Below are 15,369 nucleotides of genomic sequence, written 5' to 3' on the forward strand. Positions count from 1 at the left end.
CGTGGACGACCCGCTGTTCGACCGCCCGGCCCCCCGTCCGACGACCGGGAGCCGGGCGGTGCACCGCGGTCACGTCTGGGACGTCGTCTCCGAGGATGTCGACCTCGGTGACGGCGTCGTCGTCACGCGCGAGGTCATCGACCACCCCGGGGCTGTCGCTGTCATCGCGCTCGACGACGAGGGGCGTGTGCTGCTGCTCAGCCAGTACCGCCACCCGGTGCGGGCCGAGCTGTGGGAGCCACCTGCTGGGCTCCTCGACGTCGACGGCGAGGACGCGTGCGCCGCTGCGGCGCGCGAGCTCTACGAAGAGGCGGACCTGCGAGCCGCACGGTGGGACGTCCTCGTCGACTATTACACGACCCCGGGTGGGTCGAACGAAGCCCTGCGCGTCTTTCTCGCCCGGGACCTCACGGTCGTGCCGGAGTCCGAGCGCCACGAGCGTGAAGACGAGGAGCGCGACATGGTTCCCGTCTGGGTGCCGGTTGAGGACGCCGTCGACGGTGTCCTCGCGGGGCGCTTGCACAACCCGTCGGTGGTGGTTGGAGTGCTTGCCCTCAACGCGGCCCTCGCCTCGGACCTGACGACGTTGCGCCCGGCCGACGCGCCGTGGCCCCAGCGGCGTCTGGGCCCGGTTCCGGGAACCCGTTCGCTGCCCTGACTCGGGCCCTCTGACTCGGGCCCGCTGACTCGGGCTCGCGCGCGTCAGACCGCGTCGCGGGCCGGTGCGGGGATCTGCGCCCGCACGTCGTCGCGCGTGCGCGTCGCGAGCACGAGCCGCACGACGACGACGGTCGTGAGAGCCGCACCGAGCATGTGGGCGAGCACGAGCACGACGGGAAGTCCGGTGAAGAACTGGAGGTAGCCGATGCCCGCCTGCGCGAGGATCATGGCACCGACCTCGCCGAGGGCGCGGCGGACAGCGGCGCCCTCGGCGAGGGAGCGAGCACCCCACACGACGAGCAGCGCGACGACGACGACGGCTGCGACGTAGACCCACACGCTGAGCCCGTGGAGCTTGGCGGCGTGCGCCGGGTCGATCGCAAAGCGGTACCCGACGGTCGTGTCGCCGGAGTGAGGCCCAGCACCCGTCGTGACGACACCGAGGACGAGCATCGGGACGGCGAGCCAGCCCGTGATGATCGCGACGGTGCGGACCGCGCGCGGCACGACGAGCCGTACGGGACCGTCGCCCTCGGAGAAGCGCACGAGGAGGTAGGTCGAGACTGCGACGAGCCCGAGCGAGATGACCATGTGCGACCCGACGATCGCCGGGTGCAGGTCGACGAGCACGGTGATGCCGCCGACGACGGCCTGGACGAGCACGCCGATGATGGGCCACAGACCGAGGCGCCGGAAACCGGGGGAGCGGTCGCGCATGCGCCAGACGGCCAACGCCGCGAGGCCAGCCGAGATGCACAGCACGAACGTGAGCGTGCGGTTCCCGAACTCGATCGCCGAGTGGTAGGTGGCCTCGGGGTGGTAGACGGGTGTGAACCGGCCGGGCTCGCACTGGGGCCACGTCGAGCAGCCGAGGCCTGACCCGGTGAGCCGGACGAGCCCGCCCGAGACGATGATCCCGATCTGCGTGACGAGGTTCGCCACGAGAATGCCTCGCCGGTGGGAGTCGACCCACGCGAGGATGCGTCGGAGCCGAGTCGGGCTGGCGAGCGTCGGGCGGGAGTCAGTCGTGGGAGCAGGCGTCGTCACGGGCCCTACGGTATGCCCGCGCGCACGCGTGAAGCCACTTCCGCCCCGACCGGGTGGGTCACGTCACGCACGGGAGCTCGTGGCTCACGACCAGCGGAACGTCCGCGAGGTCGCCCAGGTGAGCAGGCCTGTCCAGCCGAGGAGCACGGCGACGTCGCGCCACGCGACGCCGTCCCCGAACGCGCCGCGCAACGCCTCGCCGAGTGCACCGGAGGGAAGGAAGCGGGCGATCTCCGAGCCGATCCCGGGGAGCCAGTCGGTCGGGACGAGCACGCCTCCGACGAGCGTGAGCGCGAGAAGCAGCAGGTTGGCGAGTGCGAGCACGGCCTCGAAACGCAGCGTGCCCGCGATGAGCATCGCGAGCGCGGTGAACGCGGCCGTGCCGAGGACTCCGACACCCGCGGCCGCGACCAGGTCGAGGGGTGCGGGGCGCCATCCGAGCCCGAGTGCGACGCCCCCGAGGCCGACGGCCTGGATGACGAGTACGACGAGCACGGCACAGATCTTGCCGCCGAGCAGCCCGACGCGGCCCAGGGGCGTCGTGGCCATGAGACGCAGGACCCCGCCTCGGCGGTCGAAGGACGTGGCGATCGCCTGGGACGTGAAGGCGGCGGCCATGACGCCGAGCGCGAGGGCGCCAGGTGCGACAAGGTCGACACGGGGACCTTCGGCGCGCTCGAGGCCGACGACGTCGGTCGCGGCGAGCGCGACGAGGGCGATGAGCGGCATGAGGATCGTCACGAGGATCTGTTCGCCGTTGCGCACGATCGAGGCGAGCTCGAACTCGGTCTGCGCGCGCAGCCGCGCGAGCGCGGGGGCTGCGCCGCGGCGCGCGTCGACGGACGTGGGGGCCGGTCCGGGGGTCATCGCATGGTCCGTCCGGTGAGGTCGAGGAAGTAGTCCTCGAGCGAGCGGGTACCGAGGTCGAGCCGCGTGACGAGAACGTCCTCCGCGGCGCAGAACGCGAGGATCGCCGCGAGCGAGCGGGGATCGAGGGCTCCGTCGATGCGGAGCGACTTCGCGTCGGGAGCAGTGACGTCCCAGCCCTCGCCGCCGAGGTGCTCCCGCAGCCGCGCGGGAACCGTCGGGTCGAGCGGCGCTGCGGTCGACATCGTCGCGACCTGGCCCGCGCTCTGGGCCGTGAGGACGGCGGGCGGACCTTGTGCGACGACGCGCCCGTGGTCGACGACGATGACGTCGTCGGCGAGCTCGGCAGCCTCGTCCATGAGGTGCGTCGTGAGGATGACGGAGGTGCCCTGAGCGCGCAGTGCGCGTGCGAGGTCCCACACGGCGAGCCGGCTCTGGGGATCCATCCCCGCGCTCGGCTCGTCGAGGAAGACGACCTCCGGACGGCCGACGAGCGCGCAGGCCATGGCGAGGCGCTGCCGCTGGCCGCCCGAGAGCCGGCGCACGGACGTCGCCGCGAAGGACCCCAGCCCGAGGCGTTCGGTGAGGTCGGCGACCGGCCAGGGGTCGCGGTACATGCGCGCGACATGGGCGAGGACGTCGCCCGCGCGCTTCTGCGCCGGGAGCCCCGAGTCCTGCAGCATGACGCCGACGCGTGGACGGAGGGCGACCGCGTCGGTGTGCGGGTCGAGCCCGAGGACCCGGACGCTTCCCGCGTCGGGGATGCGAAGGCCCTCGCAGCATTCGATCGTCGTCGTCTTTCCGGCGCCGTTGGGCCCGAGGACGGCCGTGATGGCGCCACGGGCCGCGCTCAGGGTGAGACGGTCGACGACGGTGCGGCCACCGTAGGTCTTGACGAGGTCGCGTATCTCAACGACGGGATCTGCGGTCACGGATGGCAAGTCTAGGTGTGCGCTGCGGGGCGGCTCGTGCGACAGGCCGCCGACACGCCCGAAGGCGGATGTGTCTCACGACACTCAGCGTGGTTGTGCGTCGTGGCGACCGATCGATTCGGCGCCGCAGCCGCAGGATCCTGCCGTTCGACGACGGGACCTAGGTCCCCAGGTGAGGTAGGCCTTCCTTGCGGTCAAACATTTAGGGCAGGAGACTGTTCCCTATATCGCAGCCGATCGGTGGAAGGAGTGTGCGCATGACCGTCGAACCCGACGCGCGGGCTCTCACCCCTGCCGCCGAGCACAGCACCCGTGACCGGGTCCTCGAGCTCGTCGTGTCCGACGGACCGGTGAGCGCAGCGGACCTCGGCCTGCGGCTCGACCTCACGTCGGCCGCGATCCGACGACACATCGCGAGCCTCGAGAGCGAAGGCCTCGTCACCGTTCACGAGTCCGGTCACACGGGGCAGCGCGGCCGTCCCGCGCGGCGTTACGTCGCCACGGGATCCGCGCAGGACTCCCTTGCGGCCGGGTACTCCCGGCTCGCCCTGCAGCTCATGGACCATGTGCAGGCCGTCGGGGGAGAGGCCGCCGTCGAGCAGTTCGCGACGGCGAACGTCGCGGAGCGTGAGGCGCGCTACGCAGCTGCTCTCGACGCGACCGACGCCGCCGCGCGCGTCCAGCAGCTCGCCGACGCGCTCACCGACGACGGCTTCGTCGCCTCGGTTCGCCCCGTACCGGGCACGCACATGGTCCAGCTCTGCCAGGGCCATTGCCCCGTGCAGCACGTCGCGGCGCGCTTCCCCCAGCTGTGCGACGCCGAGGTCGCCGCGTTCTCGCGGCTCCTCGGGACGCACGTGCAACGGCTGTCGACGCTCGCAGGAGGTGCACACGTGTGCACGACGAACATCCCGGTGGGGCCGCCGCCCGGCGTCCCGCCGGACGACACGGGGGCGGCCCAGGCCGCCCCCGTCACGACCACCACCGGGACCCACACCCGGCCGACCGGCCGGACCGCGGAAGGAATGAGATGACCGCACCCACCGAGAACGTCGCGGAGCAGGACGCTCGCGCGAGCGACGACGAGATCATTGCCTCGATCGGCGCGTACGAATACGGCTGGCACGACGACGACGCCGCCGGCGCCCTCGCCCAGCGAGGCCTTTCGGAGGCCGTCGTGCGCAACATCTCGGCGCTCAAGAACGAGCCCGAGTGGATGCTCAAGACGCGCCTCAAGGCACTGCGTCTCTTCGACCGCAAGCCGATGCCGTCGTGGGGTGCTGACCTCTCGGGCATCGACTTCGACAACATCAAGTACTTCGTCCGCTCGACCGAGAAGCAGGCGACCTCGTGGGAGGAGCTCCCGGAGGACATCAGGAACACCTACGACCGCCTCGGCATCCCCGAGGCTGAGAAGCAGCGTCTCGTCGCAGGCGTCGCCGCCCAGTACGAGTCCGAGGTCGTCTACCACCAGATCCGGGAGGACCTGGAGGAGCAGGGCGTCATCTTCGTCGACACCGACACGGGCCTGCGTGAGTACCCCGAGATCTTCGAGCAGTACTTCGGCTCGGTCATCCCCTCGGGCGACAACAAGTTCGCAGCGCTCAACACGGCCGTCTGGTCGGGCGGCTCGTTCGTCTACGTCCCGCCGGGCGTCCACGTCGAGATCCCGCTGCAGGCCTACTTCCGCATCAACACGGAGAACATGGGCCAGTTCGAGCGGACGCTCATCATCGCCGACGAAGGCTCGTACGTGCACTACGTCGAGGGCTGCACGGCGCCGATCTACTCCTCTGACTCGCTGCACTCTGCGGTCGTCGAGATCATCGTCAAGAAGAACGCCCGCGTGCGCTACACGACCATCCAGAACTGGTCGAACAACGTCTACAACCTCGTGACCAAGCGCGCCACGGCCGCCGAGGGCGCCACGATGGAATGGGTCGACGGCAACATCGGCTCCAAGGTGACGATGAAGTACCCGGCGATTTACATGCTCGGCGAGCACGCCCGCGGCGAGACCCTGTCGATCGCGTTCGCTGGCGAGGGCCAGCACCAGGACGCCGGCTGCAAGATGGTCCACGCGGCGCCCAACACGTCGTCGTCGATCGTCTCGAAGTCCGTCGCCCGTGGCGGCGGCCGCACCTCCTACCGCGGCCTCGTCCAGGTCCTCGAAGGAGCCAAGCGCTCGGCGTCGACCGTGCTGTGCGACGCGCTCCTCGTCGACCAGATCTCGCGCTCCGACACGTACCCGTACGTCGACGTCCGCGAGGACGACGTCTCCATGGGCCACGAGGCCACCGTGTCCCGCGTGAGCGAGGACCAGCTCTTCTACCTCATGTCGCGTGGCATGGAAGAGACCGAGGCCATGGCGATGATCGTCCGCGGCTTCGTCGAGCCCATCGCGCGTGAGCTGCCGATGGAGTACGCCCTCGAGCTCAACCGCCTCATCGAACTCCAGATGGAAGGTTCCGTCGGCTGATGACCACCGCTACCCCCACCCCCCTGAGCACGGACCACTCGCGCGCGACCGCCGACGGCGCGCACTCGCACGGCGTGGTCGTCCCGCAGGGTTCGCGCGCCGAGCGTGCCACGTCCTTCGACCTCGCGGACATCCCCGTTCCCACGGGCCGCGAGGAAGAGTGGCGCTTCAGCCCCGTCGCACGCCTCCAGCCGCTCTTCGTGGAGACGATCGACGGCCACGGCGTCCAGACGACGGTCGTCGCCGCACCCGAGGTCACGGTCGAGATCGTCGGCCGCGACGACGCACGGCTCGGCAAGGCGGGACGCCCCGGCGACCGCGCCGCCGTCGCCGCGTGGAACACGTTCGCCGAGGCCACCGTCGTCACCGTCCCGGCCGAGGCCGTCGCGTCCGCGACGACGTCGATCCGCGTCGAGGGCATCGAGGGCCAGGGCGACGTCGCGACGTCGAACCACCTGCTCATCCGTGCCGAGCACCACGCCGAGGCAGTCGTCGTCATCGACCACGTCGGAGATGCTCTGCTCAACCAGACCGTCGAGATCGAGGTCGGGGACGGCGCGCAGCTCACGGTCGTCACCGTGCAGGATTGGGCCCGCGGCGCCGTCCACGCGTCCTCCCACCGCGCACGCCTCGGCCGCGACTCGCGCCTCAAGCACGTCGTCGTGACGTTCGGCGGCGACGTCGTCCGTGTCACGCCGGACGCGGAGTTCACGGGCGAGGGAGGCGAGGTCGAGATGATCGGTCTCTACTTCGCGGACACCGACCAGCACCAGGAGCACCGCCTCTTCGTCGACCACGCCGTGCCCCGCTGCACGTCGCGCGTCACGTACAAGGGCGCCCTCCAGGGCGCGGGTGCCCACACCGTATGGGTGGGCGACGTCCTCATCCGCGCCGCCGCCGAGGGCACCGACACCTACGAGCTCAACCGCAACCTCGTCCTTACGGACGGCGCGCGCGCGGACTCCGTGCCGAACCTCGAGATCGAGACCGGTGAGATCGAGGGCGCGGGCCACGCGTCCGCGACGGGCCGCTTCGACGACGAGCAGCTGTTCTACCTCCAGGCGCGGGGCATCCCCGAGACTGACGCGCGTCGCCTCGTCGTGCGCGGCTTCTTTGCCGAGCTCATCCACGAGATCGGCGTGCCCGAGGTCGAGGAGCGTCTGCTCGCGTCGATCGACGCCGAGCTCGAGAGCTCCATGGCCGCGATCGAGGCTGGCACGGCCCAGGCATGACCGCACAGCTCGCATGCCTCGCACAGGACGTCCCCGTCGAGGGAACGTTCCGTGTCGAGCTCGAAGATGCAGCCGGACGCACCGTCGAGGTCGCGGTTGCCCGCGACTCCGACGGTGAGCTTCACGCCGTCTCCGACATCTGCTCTCACGGGGCGGTCTCGCTCTCCGAGGGAGAGGTCGACGGCTGCCACATCGAGTGCTGGCTCCACGGGTCGCGTTTCGACCTGCGTACGGGCCAGCCCGACTCGCCGCCTGCCGTGCGACCCATCCCCGTCTATCCCCTGACCCTCGACGGTGACCGCGTTCTCGTCGACGTCGACACCACCGTCTAAAGCCTTACGAGGAGAACAATGTCCACTCTTGAGATCCGCGACCTGCACGTCAGCGTCGAGACGAAGGAAGGCCCCAAGCCGATCCTTCGCGGCGTCGACCTCACCATCAACGCCGGCGAGACCCACGCCATCATGGGCCCCAACGGCTCGGGCAAGTCCACGCTCGCGTACTCGCTCGCCGGCCACCCGAAGTACACGATCACGAGCGGCACGGTGACGCTCGACGGCGCCGACGTCCTCGCGATGTCGGTCGACGAGCGTGCCCGCGCAGGCATGTTCCTCGCCATGCAGTACCCCGTCGAGGTTCCCGGCGTCTCGGTGTCGAACTTCCTGCGCACCGCGAAGACCGCGATCGACGGTCAGGCGCCCGCGCTGCGTCACTGGGTCAAGGACATGAAGTCCACGATGGCCAACCTGCGCATGGACGACTCGTTCGCCGAGCGCTCGGTCAACGAGGGCTTCTCCGGTGGCGAGAAGAAGCGCCACGAGATCCTTCAGATGGAGCTCCTCCAGCCGAAGATCGCCATCCTCGACGAGACGGACTCCGGCCTCGACGTGGACGCGCTGCGCGTCGTCTCCGAGGGCGTCAACCGCGTCACGGCGGCGGGCACGGTCGGCACGCTCCTCATCACGCACTACACGCGCATCCTGCGTTACATCAAGCCGGACTTCGTCCACGTCTTCGTCGACGGCCGGATCGCGGAGGAGGGTGGCCCCGAGCTCGCCGAGCGTCTCGAGAACGAGGGCTACGACCGCTTCCTCACGAACGCGTGAACTCTGCCGGGCACAGCCCGGCACCCGTGCGGCGGGGCGTCGTTGACGCCCCGCCGCACGCCCCCCGCAACTTTTCGGGCCGCGCCGCGGCCCACGACCACGAGGCGGTAGGACATGCTCAACGACGTTGAGCTCGCGGCTGTGCGCGCCGACTTCCCGTTGCTCGCGCGCACGCTGCGCGACGGGCGACCTCTCGTCTACCTCGACTCCGGGGCGACCTCGCAGAAGCCCGACCCGGTGCTCGACGCCGAGCAGGACTTCTACCTGCAGCGCAACGCCGCAGTGCACCGCGGCGCGCACCAGCTCGCCGAGGAGGCCACCGAGGCCTTCGAGCTCGCCCGCGAGGCCGTTGCTCGGTTCGTGGGAGCCGACGACGACGAGATCGTGTGGACGTCCGGCGCGACCGCAGCCCTCAACCTTGTCGCCTACGCGATCGGCAACGCGAGCGCGGGCCGTGGGGGGCAGGCGGCACGCCGCCTCGCCGTCGGCCCGGGCGACGAGATCGTCGTCACCGAGGCCGAGCACCACGCCAACCTCGTCCCGTGGCAGGAGCTGTGCGCCCGGACGGGCGCGACCCTGCGCTGGCTCGGGGTCGACGACGACGGCCGCATCCGCATCGACGAGGCCGCGACCGTCATCACGGAACGCACCAAGGTCCTCGCGTTCACGCACGTCTCCAACGTCACGGGCGCGATCACGCCCGTGGCGCCGCTCGTCGCACGAGCACGCGAGGTCGGCGCGCTCGTCGTTCTCGACGCGTGCCAGTCAGTCCCGCACCTCGCCGTCGACGTCCACGCGCTCGACGTGGACTTCGCCGCATTCTCCGCGCACAAGATGCTCGGCCCGACGGGAGTCGGGGCGCTCTACGGCCGGCGCGAGCTGCTCGAGATCATGCCCCCGTTCCTCACGGGCGGGTCGATGGTCGAGATGGTGACGATGGAGGCCACGACCTTCATGCCGCCGCCCCAGCGCTTCGAGGCGGGGACGCAGCCGGTTGCCCAGGCCGTCGCCACGGGCGCGGCCGCCAACTATCTGCGCGAGCTCGGCATGGATGCCGTCGCCGAGCACGAGAAGGTGCTCACCCGCGCCATGCTCGAGGCGGTCGACCTGCCCGGCGTGCGCGTCATCGGCCCGACGGACACGACCGACCGCCTCGCGGTCGTCTCGTTCGTCGTGGACGGCGTGCACGCGCACGACGTCGGGCAGGTGCTCGACGACGCGGGCGTCGCGGTCCGAGTGGGCCACCACTGCGCGCAGCCGCTGCACAGGCGCTTCGGCGTCGCGGCGACCGCGCGCGCCTCAGCATCCGTGTACACGACGCTCGACGACATCGCGGCACTGCGGGAACACCTCGCAGGGGTCCGGACGTTCTTCGGTCTGTCCTAGGAGGAACTCATGTCTGCCAGCGCGATGGAACAGCTTTACCAGCAGGTCATCCTCGACCACTACAAGTCCCCGAACGGCCGCGGCCTGCGGGACGCACCGACCGCGCACGCGTGTGGCGAGTCGCACCAGCTCAACCCGACGTGCGGTGACGAGGTGACGCTGCGCGTCGTCGTCGAGCCGTCCGAGGCCGGACCCACGATCGAGTCGATCAGCTGGGACGGTCAGGGGTGCTCGATCTCCCAGGCGTCGCTCTCGGTCATGACCGAGCTCGCCGAGGGGTCCCCGGTCTCCCGTGCCGAAGAGCTCGGGGACCTGTTCCGTGACCTCATGGCGACGCGCGGCAAGGGCCTCGACGACGATGACGCGGAGGATCGCCTCGGCGACGCGACGGCCTTCACCGGCGTCTCGAAGTTCCCGGCGCGCATCAAGTGTGCGTTGCTCGGCTGGGCGGCGTTACGCGACGCCCTCGTGCGCACCGGAACCGTCGGCGAGGCGCTCGCGACGGCGTCCTCGTCTCACACCACTCCTACCACTACGAACTCGACCTCCGAGGAGCAGTCATGACGACTCCCAGCCCACTGAACGCCGCCGATGTCGAGGAGGCGATGCGTGACGTCATTGACCCCGAGCTCGGCATCAACGTCGTCGACCTCGGCCTCGTCTACGGCATCACGATCGACCAGAACAACCACGCGGTCATCGACATGACGCTCACGTCTGCGGCGTGCCCGCTCACGGACGTCATCGAGGACCAGACCGGCCAGGCGCTCGACGGCCTCACCGACGGCTACCGCGTCAACTGGGTGTGGATGCCGCCGTGGGGTCCTGAGAAGATCACGGACGACGGCCGTGACCAGCTGCGCGCGCTCGGCTTCAACGTCTGAAGTCCTCTGCTCCGCGTGCCACGAGGGCCGCACCCCGGATCCGGGGTGCGGCCCTCGTGCTGCGTGTGGCTCAGAGCCGACTGCCGCTCACCGCGAACGTGTCGCACGCGCCCGCGCCCTTCTCGAGTCCGGTGGTGAACCAGCGCTGGCGCTGCTCGGAGGAGCCGTGCGTCCACGACTCGGGGCGGACGGAACCGGACTGGCCTTGGATCGCGTCGTCGCCGATGGCCGAGGCCGTATCGAGGGCGTCGGCGATCTCCGCCTTCGTCGGCGGCTTGAGGAACGTCGTGCCCGCGTCGTCCTTCGTCGTCGCAGCCGCGCCGACCCACGCGCCCGCGAAGCAGTCCGCCTGGAGCTCGATGCGCACGGAGTCGCTCGTCGGGCCGGAGTCGCCGCGCTCCGCGGCGGCCATCGCACCCGTGAGCGTCGAGATGTGGTGACCCCACTCGTGCGCGACGACGTACATCTGCGCGAGGCTGCCGCCGTCAGCGCCGAGCTGCGAGCGCAGTGTCCGGTAGAACGACGTGTCGAGGTAGATGTCCTGGTCGCCGGGACAGTAGAAGGGGCCGACGGCCGACGACGCGCTTCCGCACGCGGTCGAGACTGAGCCCTCGAAGAGATTGACGTGCGGGGTCACGTACGTGCCGGAGGCGAGGCTCGGGAACTCCGCCGCCCAGAACGCATCGAGGGAGTTGGCGGCGCCGACGACCCGACACTCGTCGTCCTGGTTCGCAGCCGCGCCCGTCGCACAGCGGGACAGGTCGCCTGTCGGTCCGGGGTTGACCGCAATGTTCGACGTCCCGCCGCCGACGAGCCCGGACAGGTCGACGCCGAACTGCTGGGCCACGACGACAAGGAGGACGACGACGAGCCCGCCGCCACCACCGATCGCGAGCCCCTTGCCGCCCGAGCGCTTGCTCACCTTGCTCGTGTCAAAACGCGCGTCGTCGTTGAAGGTCATGAGCACACGGTAGCGCTGCTCCCGCTTCTCAGCCCTGGGAGCGGGGGCGAACGGGTGAGGAATCGTCGAGCAGCCCACGGGCGTGGATCGCCTCGCCCGTGCGCACGGCGTGCCCGACGGTTCGCAGGAGCGTCGGCAGCAGCCACGCCCGGGTTCCGCGCGCGCCGCGGGCCCGTGCGGCGTCCCGTGCGCCGTGCGCGACCGCGAGCAGCGTGGGGACGGTCCGCAGGACGAGCGCCACGGCGAGCGCGAACGCCTCGGGCCGGACGACGCGACCGAGCACGGGGACCCGGGTGAGCCCGCGCAGACCTCGGACGAGGACGCTCACAAGGTCGTCGCTCGGCGTCGTCGCCGTGACGATCGCTGCCGCGAGGACGACGGACGCGAGGCCGGCGACCATGCCGATCGCCTCGCCCGGTCCCGCGTGCCACCAGCGAAAGGCTCCGAGCCCCAGCAGGAGCAGGCCGATCGACCTCACCTGCCGCAGGGCGCGCAGCGGGAGGCGCGCGAGCGCCCACGCACCGAGAAGGACCGTGAGCAGAGCGAGGGCCGGCAGAGGCGCGCGCACGAACGCGACCGCCGCGCCGAGCAGGGCGAGGACGACGAGCTTGAGGCCCGCCGGAGCGCGGTGCAGCAGCGTCGTCCCGGGGACGTGCAGGCCGAGCGGGGTCGAGACCCGGACGCGGCTCATCGCGTCCCCGTCACGTCGCTGACGAGGGGGGAGGGGCCAGCCGCGAGCTCGGGAGGTGGGCCCGTCATGAGGTCCCGGTAGGCGGCGATCGCGTCGGCCGGGGTCCCGTCGGCGACGACGCGGCCCTGGTCGACGACGAGGACGCGCTCGGCGAGCGCAGCCGCAGCAAGATCGTGCGTCACCGTGAGGACCTGCTGCGGGAGGGCGTCGAGCAGAGCCTCGACGTGGACCTTCCAGCGCAGGTCGAGGAGCGTCGTGGGCTCGTCCGCCAGCAGGACGGAAGGGGAGGCCGCGATGACGGACGTGAGCGCAAGCAGCTGCTTCTGCCCACCTGAGAGGGTCGTGACCGGCTGGTGGAGGTGCGAGCCGAGCCCGACGTCGGTGAGGAGTGCCGTCGCGCGACCGGTGCGCTCGCGCCGCGGCAGGTGCCGCAGGGACAGCGCGACGTCCTCGAGCGGGGTCGGCATGAGCAGCTGCGCCTCGGGGTCCGCGAAGAGCAGCCCGACGAGCCCGCGCACCCGCGTCCCGTTGCGGCGGGTGTCGTGACCGTGGACGCGCACGGCACCCGTCGTCGGGACGAGCAGCCCGACGAGCAGCCGCACGAGCGTCGACTTGCCCGAGCCGTTCGCGCCGATGATCGCGATACGGCGCTCGGTGAGCGTGAGCGTCGTGGGGTGCAGGAGCGTGCGCGTGCGTCCCGTGCCGTCGTCGACGACGACGCTTGCGCCGTCGAGCTCGAGCGACCGTGGCCCCGCGTCGGTGTCCCTCACGCGGCCGACGCCTCCGCGAGTGTCGTCGCGCGCGGTCCCCGGCCGTCGAGAAGCGCCGGGAAGGCGCGGAGGACCGCGGGCGCTGCCACGACGACGAGCCCGGCCTTGACCGCGTCGAACGGGACGAAGACCCAGTTGAAGGTCCAGGCAGCCCCGAGGTCCATCGCGGTGCGGCTGGCGAGGACGGGTACACCGACGGCGTACGTCACGACGGTCGCGACGAGCGCGCCGAGCGCGACGGCGACGCCGGTCCGTACCGAGCCGCGGTTGCCGGCGGCACGGACCGTGAGGCCGATGACGAGCGCCGCGAGCGGGAACGAGAGCAGGTACCCGGCCGACGGGCCTGCCACGGCTGCGAGGCCGCCCGTGCCGCCCGCGAACACCGGCAGACCCGCCGCGCCCACCGCGAGGTAGAGAGCGACCGCGGCCGCTCCGCGCCACGGACCGAGCACCGCCCCCGCGAGCAGGACCGCGAAGGTCTGGAGAGTCACGGGAACGGGGACCGCGGAGAACGCGACCGACGTGAGGGCACACACCGCGACGAGCGCAGCGAACGTCGCGACGAGCGCTAGGTCGCGCGCACGCTCGGCCTGGGTACGGTGAGCGGTGCGCTGAGCGTGTTGCTGGGCCACGGGGTCCTCCAGAGTCGGCGATATCACGTCGTCTCGAACGCTACGCACCGGTAAGATCGAGGGCGTTTGTGCCGTCATACAGGGCGGGCCACGTGAGTTCGGAGGAAACCTGCAGTGATCACCGCCCAAGGTGTCGAGATCAGGGTCGGAGCGCGCCTCCTGCTCGAGCCGACCACCTTCCGTGTGGCGTCAGGCGACAGGATCGGGCTCGTCGGTCGTAACGGCGCGGGCAAGACGACGCTCACCAAGACGCTCGCGGGGGAGACCCAGCCGACGCGCGGGACGATCACTCGCTCGAGCGAGGTCGGCTACCTTGCGCAGGACCCGCGCACGGCCGATCCCGAACAGCTCGCGATGGACCGGGTGCTCTCCGCACGCGGCCTGGGCGACATCATCCGTGCGATGCGCGACGCCGAGGGTGAGATGGCCTCGGCGGACCCCGCGACCCAGACGGCAGCTCTCGAGCGCTACCCGCGCCTCGAGGAGCGCTTCCTCGCCGCCGGCGGCTACGCGGCCGAGTCCGAGGCCGAACGCATCACCGTCAACCTCGGCCTCGACGAGCGTGTGCTCGCGCAGCCGGTCGGCACCCTCTCAGGCGGTCAGCGCCGTCGCGTCGAGCTCGCCCGGATCCTCTTCTCGGGCGTCGACACGCTCCTGCTCGACGAGCCGACCAACCACCTCGACCACGACTCGATCGTGTGGCTGCGCGAGTACCTGCGCACCTACTCAGGTGGCCTCGTCGTCATCTCCCACGACGTCGAGCTCCTGCGCGTCGTGTGCACGAAGGTCTTCTTCCTCGATGCGACGCGCTCGACGATCGACCAGTACAACCTCGGCTACGAGGCGTACGTCAAGCAGCGTGAGACCGACGAGAAGCGTCGGCGCCGTGAGCGCGCCAACGCCGAGAAGAAGGCAGCGACCCTCTCCGCCCAGGGCGAGAAGATGCGCGCCAAGGCGACGAAGGCCGTCGCTGCGCAGAACATGCTGCGCCGCGCCGAGAAGCTCCTCGAGGGCCTCGAGGGCGAGCGCGTCTCCGACAAGGTCGCCAAGCTGCGCTTCCCCAAGCCGGCAGCGTGCGGGCGTACCCCGCTCACGGCGGAGGGCCTCACCAAGGCGTACGGCTCGCTCGAGGTGTTCACGGGCGTCGACCTCGCGATCGATCGTGGCTCACGCGTCGTCATCCTCGGCCTCAACGGTGCGGGCAAGACGACGATGCTGCGCATCCTCGCGGGCGTCGAGAAGCCCGACACGGGTGCGGTCATGCCGGGGCACGGGCTCAAGATCGGCTACTACGCGCAGGAGCACGACACCCTCGACCTCTCGCTCACCGTGCTCGAGAACCTGCGCCACGCGGCTCCGGACCTCTCGGACACCGAGGTGCGCTCCGTGCTCGGCTCCTTCCTCTTCTCAGGAGATGACGCCGACAAGCCCACCAAGGTGCTCTCGGGCGGTGAGAAGACGCGCCTCGCTCTCGCGACGCTCGTCGTCTCCTCCGCGAACGTCCTGCTGCTCGACGAGCCGACGAACAATCTCGACCCCGCGAGCCGCGAGGAGATCCTTGGCGCGCTGCGGACGTACGAGGGTGCGGTCGTCATGGTGACGCACGACGAGGGTGCGGTCGACGCGCTCACCCCCGAGCGTGTCCTCCTCCTGCCCGACGGCGACGAGGACCTGTGGAACGACACCTACCGGGAGCTCGTCGCGCTCGCCTAGCCGGACCGG

Annotated in this window: 17 protein-coding genes; 10 read left to right on the top strand and 7 right to left on the bottom strand. The window is 70.9% G+C overall.

Annotation, left to right across the window (positions count from 1 at the left end):
• The first annotated feature begins 1 nt into the window (after position 1).
• On the top strand, positions 2-658 hold the full coding sequence (locus ACTVCO_RS08265) for an NUDIX domain-containing protein (RefSeq protein WP_443727948.1): 657 nt from the start codon (positions 2-4) through the stop codon (positions 656-658).
• A gap of 44 nt (positions 659-702) precedes the next feature.
• Here the strand turns inward: ACTVCO_RS08265 and ACTVCO_RS08270 are convergent, their stop codons facing one another.
• The 3 genes from ACTVCO_RS08270 to ACTVCO_RS08280 all read right to left on the bottom strand — a co-directional run bounded on the left by ACTVCO_RS08270 (position 703) and on the right by ACTVCO_RS08280 (position 3,506).
• Positions 703-1,707, bottom strand: coding sequence for a COX15/CtaA family protein (locus tag ACTVCO_RS08270; protein ID WP_443727949.1), 1,005 nt, complete (start codon positions 1,705-1,707; stop codon positions 703-705).
• A gap of 84 nt (positions 1,708-1,791) precedes the next feature.
• Complete coding sequence (locus tag ACTVCO_RS08275) at positions 1,792-2,574, bottom strand: ABC transporter permease (RefSeq protein WP_443727950.1); 783 nt, start codon at positions 2,572-2,574, stop codon at positions 1,792-1,794.
• Positions 2,571-3,506, bottom strand: a complete 936-nt coding sequence (locus ACTVCO_RS08280; protein WP_443727951.1) for an ABC transporter ATP-binding protein — start codon at positions 3,504-3,506, stop codon at positions 2,571-2,573. Before ACTVCO_RS08280 ends, ACTVCO_RS08275 begins: the two co-directional genes overlap by 4 nt.
• A gap of 257 nt (positions 3,507-3,763) precedes the next feature.
• Here ACTVCO_RS08280 and ACTVCO_RS08285 point away from each other — a divergent pair, with 257 nt between their 5' ends.
• The 8 genes from ACTVCO_RS08285 (at position 3,764) to ACTVCO_RS08320 (ending at position 10,593) form a co-directional block, all read left to right on the top strand.
• Positions 3,764-4,540, top strand: coding sequence for a helix-turn-helix transcriptional regulator (locus tag ACTVCO_RS08285; protein ID WP_443727952.1), 777 nt, complete (start codon positions 3,764-3,766; stop codon positions 4,538-4,540).
• Positions 4,537-5,985 (top strand): Fe-S cluster assembly protein SufB, encoded by a 1,449-nt coding sequence (sufB, locus tag ACTVCO_RS08290; RefSeq protein ID WP_443727953.1) that lies wholly within the window; start codon positions 4,537-4,539, stop codon positions 5,983-5,985. Before ACTVCO_RS08285 ends, sufB begins: the two co-directional genes overlap by 4 nt.
• Positions 5,985-7,217: a Fe-S cluster assembly protein SufD gene (sufD, locus tag ACTVCO_RS08295; RefSeq protein ID WP_443727954.1), complete on the top strand. Its 1,233-nt coding sequence runs from the start codon at positions 5,985-5,987 to the stop codon at positions 7,215-7,217. The genes sufB and sufD overlap by 1 nt, the downstream gene beginning before the upstream one ends.
• Positions 7,214-7,549 carry a non-heme iron oxygenase ferredoxin subunit gene (locus ACTVCO_RS08300; protein WP_443727955.1) on the top strand — a complete coding sequence of 112 codons (336 nt, stop codon included), beginning with the start codon at positions 7,214-7,216 and terminating at the stop codon, positions 7,547-7,549. The genes sufD and ACTVCO_RS08300 overlap by 4 nt, the downstream gene beginning before the upstream one ends.
• 18 nt (positions 7,550-7,567) lie before the next feature.
• The gene (gene sufC / locus ACTVCO_RS08305) at positions 7,568-8,323 is read left to right on the top strand and encodes a Fe-S cluster assembly ATPase SufC (protein ID WP_443727956.1); all 756 of its coding nucleotides are present in this window, start codon (positions 7,568-7,570) and stop codon (positions 8,321-8,323) included.
• A gap of 114 nt (positions 8,324-8,437) precedes the next feature.
• Positions 8,438-9,709, top strand: coding sequence for a SufS family cysteine desulfurase (locus tag ACTVCO_RS08310; protein WP_443727957.1), 1,272 nt, complete (start codon positions 8,438-8,440; stop codon positions 9,707-9,709).
• Positions 9,710-9,718: 9 nt separating this feature from the next.
• Positions 9,719-10,273, top strand: a complete 555-nt coding sequence (gene sufU, locus ACTVCO_RS08315) for a Fe-S cluster assembly sulfur transfer protein SufU (RefSeq protein WP_443727958.1) — start codon at positions 9,719-9,721, stop codon at positions 10,271-10,273.
• Entirely contained in the window at positions 10,270-10,593 is a 324-nt protein-coding gene (locus ACTVCO_RS08320) for a metal-sulfur cluster assembly factor (protein WP_443727959.1), read from the top strand. The genes sufU and ACTVCO_RS08320 overlap by 4 nt, the downstream gene beginning before the upstream one ends.
• A gap of 70 nt (positions 10,594-10,663) precedes the next feature.
• On the opposite strand, the gene ypfJ is transcribed toward ACTVCO_RS08320, so the two are convergent.
• From ypfJ to ACTVCO_RS08340, 4 genes are read right to left on the bottom strand one after another with little or no spacing between them, the layout of a single operon-like run.
• On the bottom strand, positions 10,664-11,554 hold the full coding sequence (ypfJ, locus tag ACTVCO_RS08325; protein WP_443727960.1) for a KPN_02809 family neutral zinc metallopeptidase: 891 nt from the start codon (positions 11,552-11,554) through the stop codon (positions 10,664-10,666).
• A gap of 28 nt (positions 11,555-11,582) precedes the next feature.
• A complete protein-coding gene (locus ACTVCO_RS08330) occupies positions 11,583-12,245 on the bottom strand; it encodes a CbiQ family ECF transporter T component (protein WP_443727961.1) in 663 nt (220 codons plus the stop codon).
• Positions 12,242-13,015: an energy-coupling factor ABC transporter ATP-binding protein gene (locus ACTVCO_RS08335; protein WP_443727962.1), complete on the bottom strand. Its 774-nt coding sequence runs from the start codon at positions 13,013-13,015 to the stop codon at positions 12,242-12,244. Before ACTVCO_RS08335 ends, ACTVCO_RS08330 begins: the two co-directional genes overlap by 4 nt.
• Positions 13,012-13,647, bottom strand: a complete 636-nt coding sequence (locus tag ACTVCO_RS08340) for a biotin transporter BioY (protein WP_443727963.1) — start codon at positions 13,645-13,647, stop codon at positions 13,012-13,014. Before ACTVCO_RS08340 ends, ACTVCO_RS08335 begins: the two co-directional genes overlap by 4 nt.
• A gap of 114 nt (positions 13,648-13,761) precedes the next feature.
• Here ACTVCO_RS08340 and ACTVCO_RS08345 point away from each other — a divergent pair, with 114 nt between their 5' ends.
• Positions 13,762-15,360 (top strand): ABC-F family ATP-binding cassette domain-containing protein, encoded by a 1,599-nt coding sequence (locus tag ACTVCO_RS08345; RefSeq protein WP_443727964.1) that lies wholly within the window; start codon positions 13,762-13,764, stop codon positions 15,358-15,360.
• Positions 15,361-15,369 lie beyond the last annotated feature (9 nt).

It is taken from the genome of Sanguibacter sp. A247, assembly GCF_052324925.1.
Lineage (GTDB): Bacteria > Actinomycetota > Actinomycetes > Actinomycetales > Cellulomonadaceae > Flavimobilis.

Coding starts and splice junctions, on each gene's coding strand:
- ACTVCO_RS08275 (WP_443727950.1), bottom strand. CDS start 2,574: ATGACCCCCGGACCGGCCCCCACGTCCGTCGACGCGCGCCGCGGCGCA.
- ACTVCO_RS08285 (WP_443727952.1), top strand. CDS start 3,764: ATGACCGTCGAACCCGACGCGCGGGCTCTCACCCCTGCCGCCGAGCAC.
- sufB (WP_443727953.1), top strand. CDS start 4,537: ATGACCGCACCCACCGAGAACGTCGCGGAGCAGGACGCTCGCGCGAGC.
- sufD (WP_443727954.1), top strand. CDS start 5,985: ATGACCACCGCTACCCCCACCCCCCTGAGCACGGACCACTCGCGCGCG.
- ACTVCO_RS08300 (WP_443727955.1), top strand. CDS start 7,214: ATGACCGCACAGCTCGCATGCCTCGCACAGGACGTCCCCGTCGAGGGA.
- sufC (WP_443727956.1), top strand. CDS start 7,568: ATGTCCACTCTTGAGATCCGCGACCTGCACGTCAGCGTCGAGACGAAG.
- ACTVCO_RS08310 (WP_443727957.1), top strand. CDS start 8,438: ATGCTCAACGACGTTGAGCTCGCGGCTGTGCGCGCCGACTTCCCGTTG.
- sufU (WP_443727958.1), top strand. CDS start 9,719: ATGTCTGCCAGCGCGATGGAACAGCTTTACCAGCAGGTCATCCTCGAC.
- ACTVCO_RS08320 (WP_443727959.1), top strand. CDS start 10,270: ATGACGACTCCCAGCCCACTGAACGCCGCCGATGTCGAGGAGGCGATG.
- ypfJ (WP_443727960.1), bottom strand. CDS start 11,554: ATGACCTTCAACGACGACGCGCGTTTTGACACGAGCAAGGTGAGCAAG.
- ACTVCO_RS08330 (WP_443727961.1), bottom strand. CDS start 12,245: ATGAGCCGCGTCCGGGTCTCGACCCCGCTCGGCCTGCACGTCCCCGGG.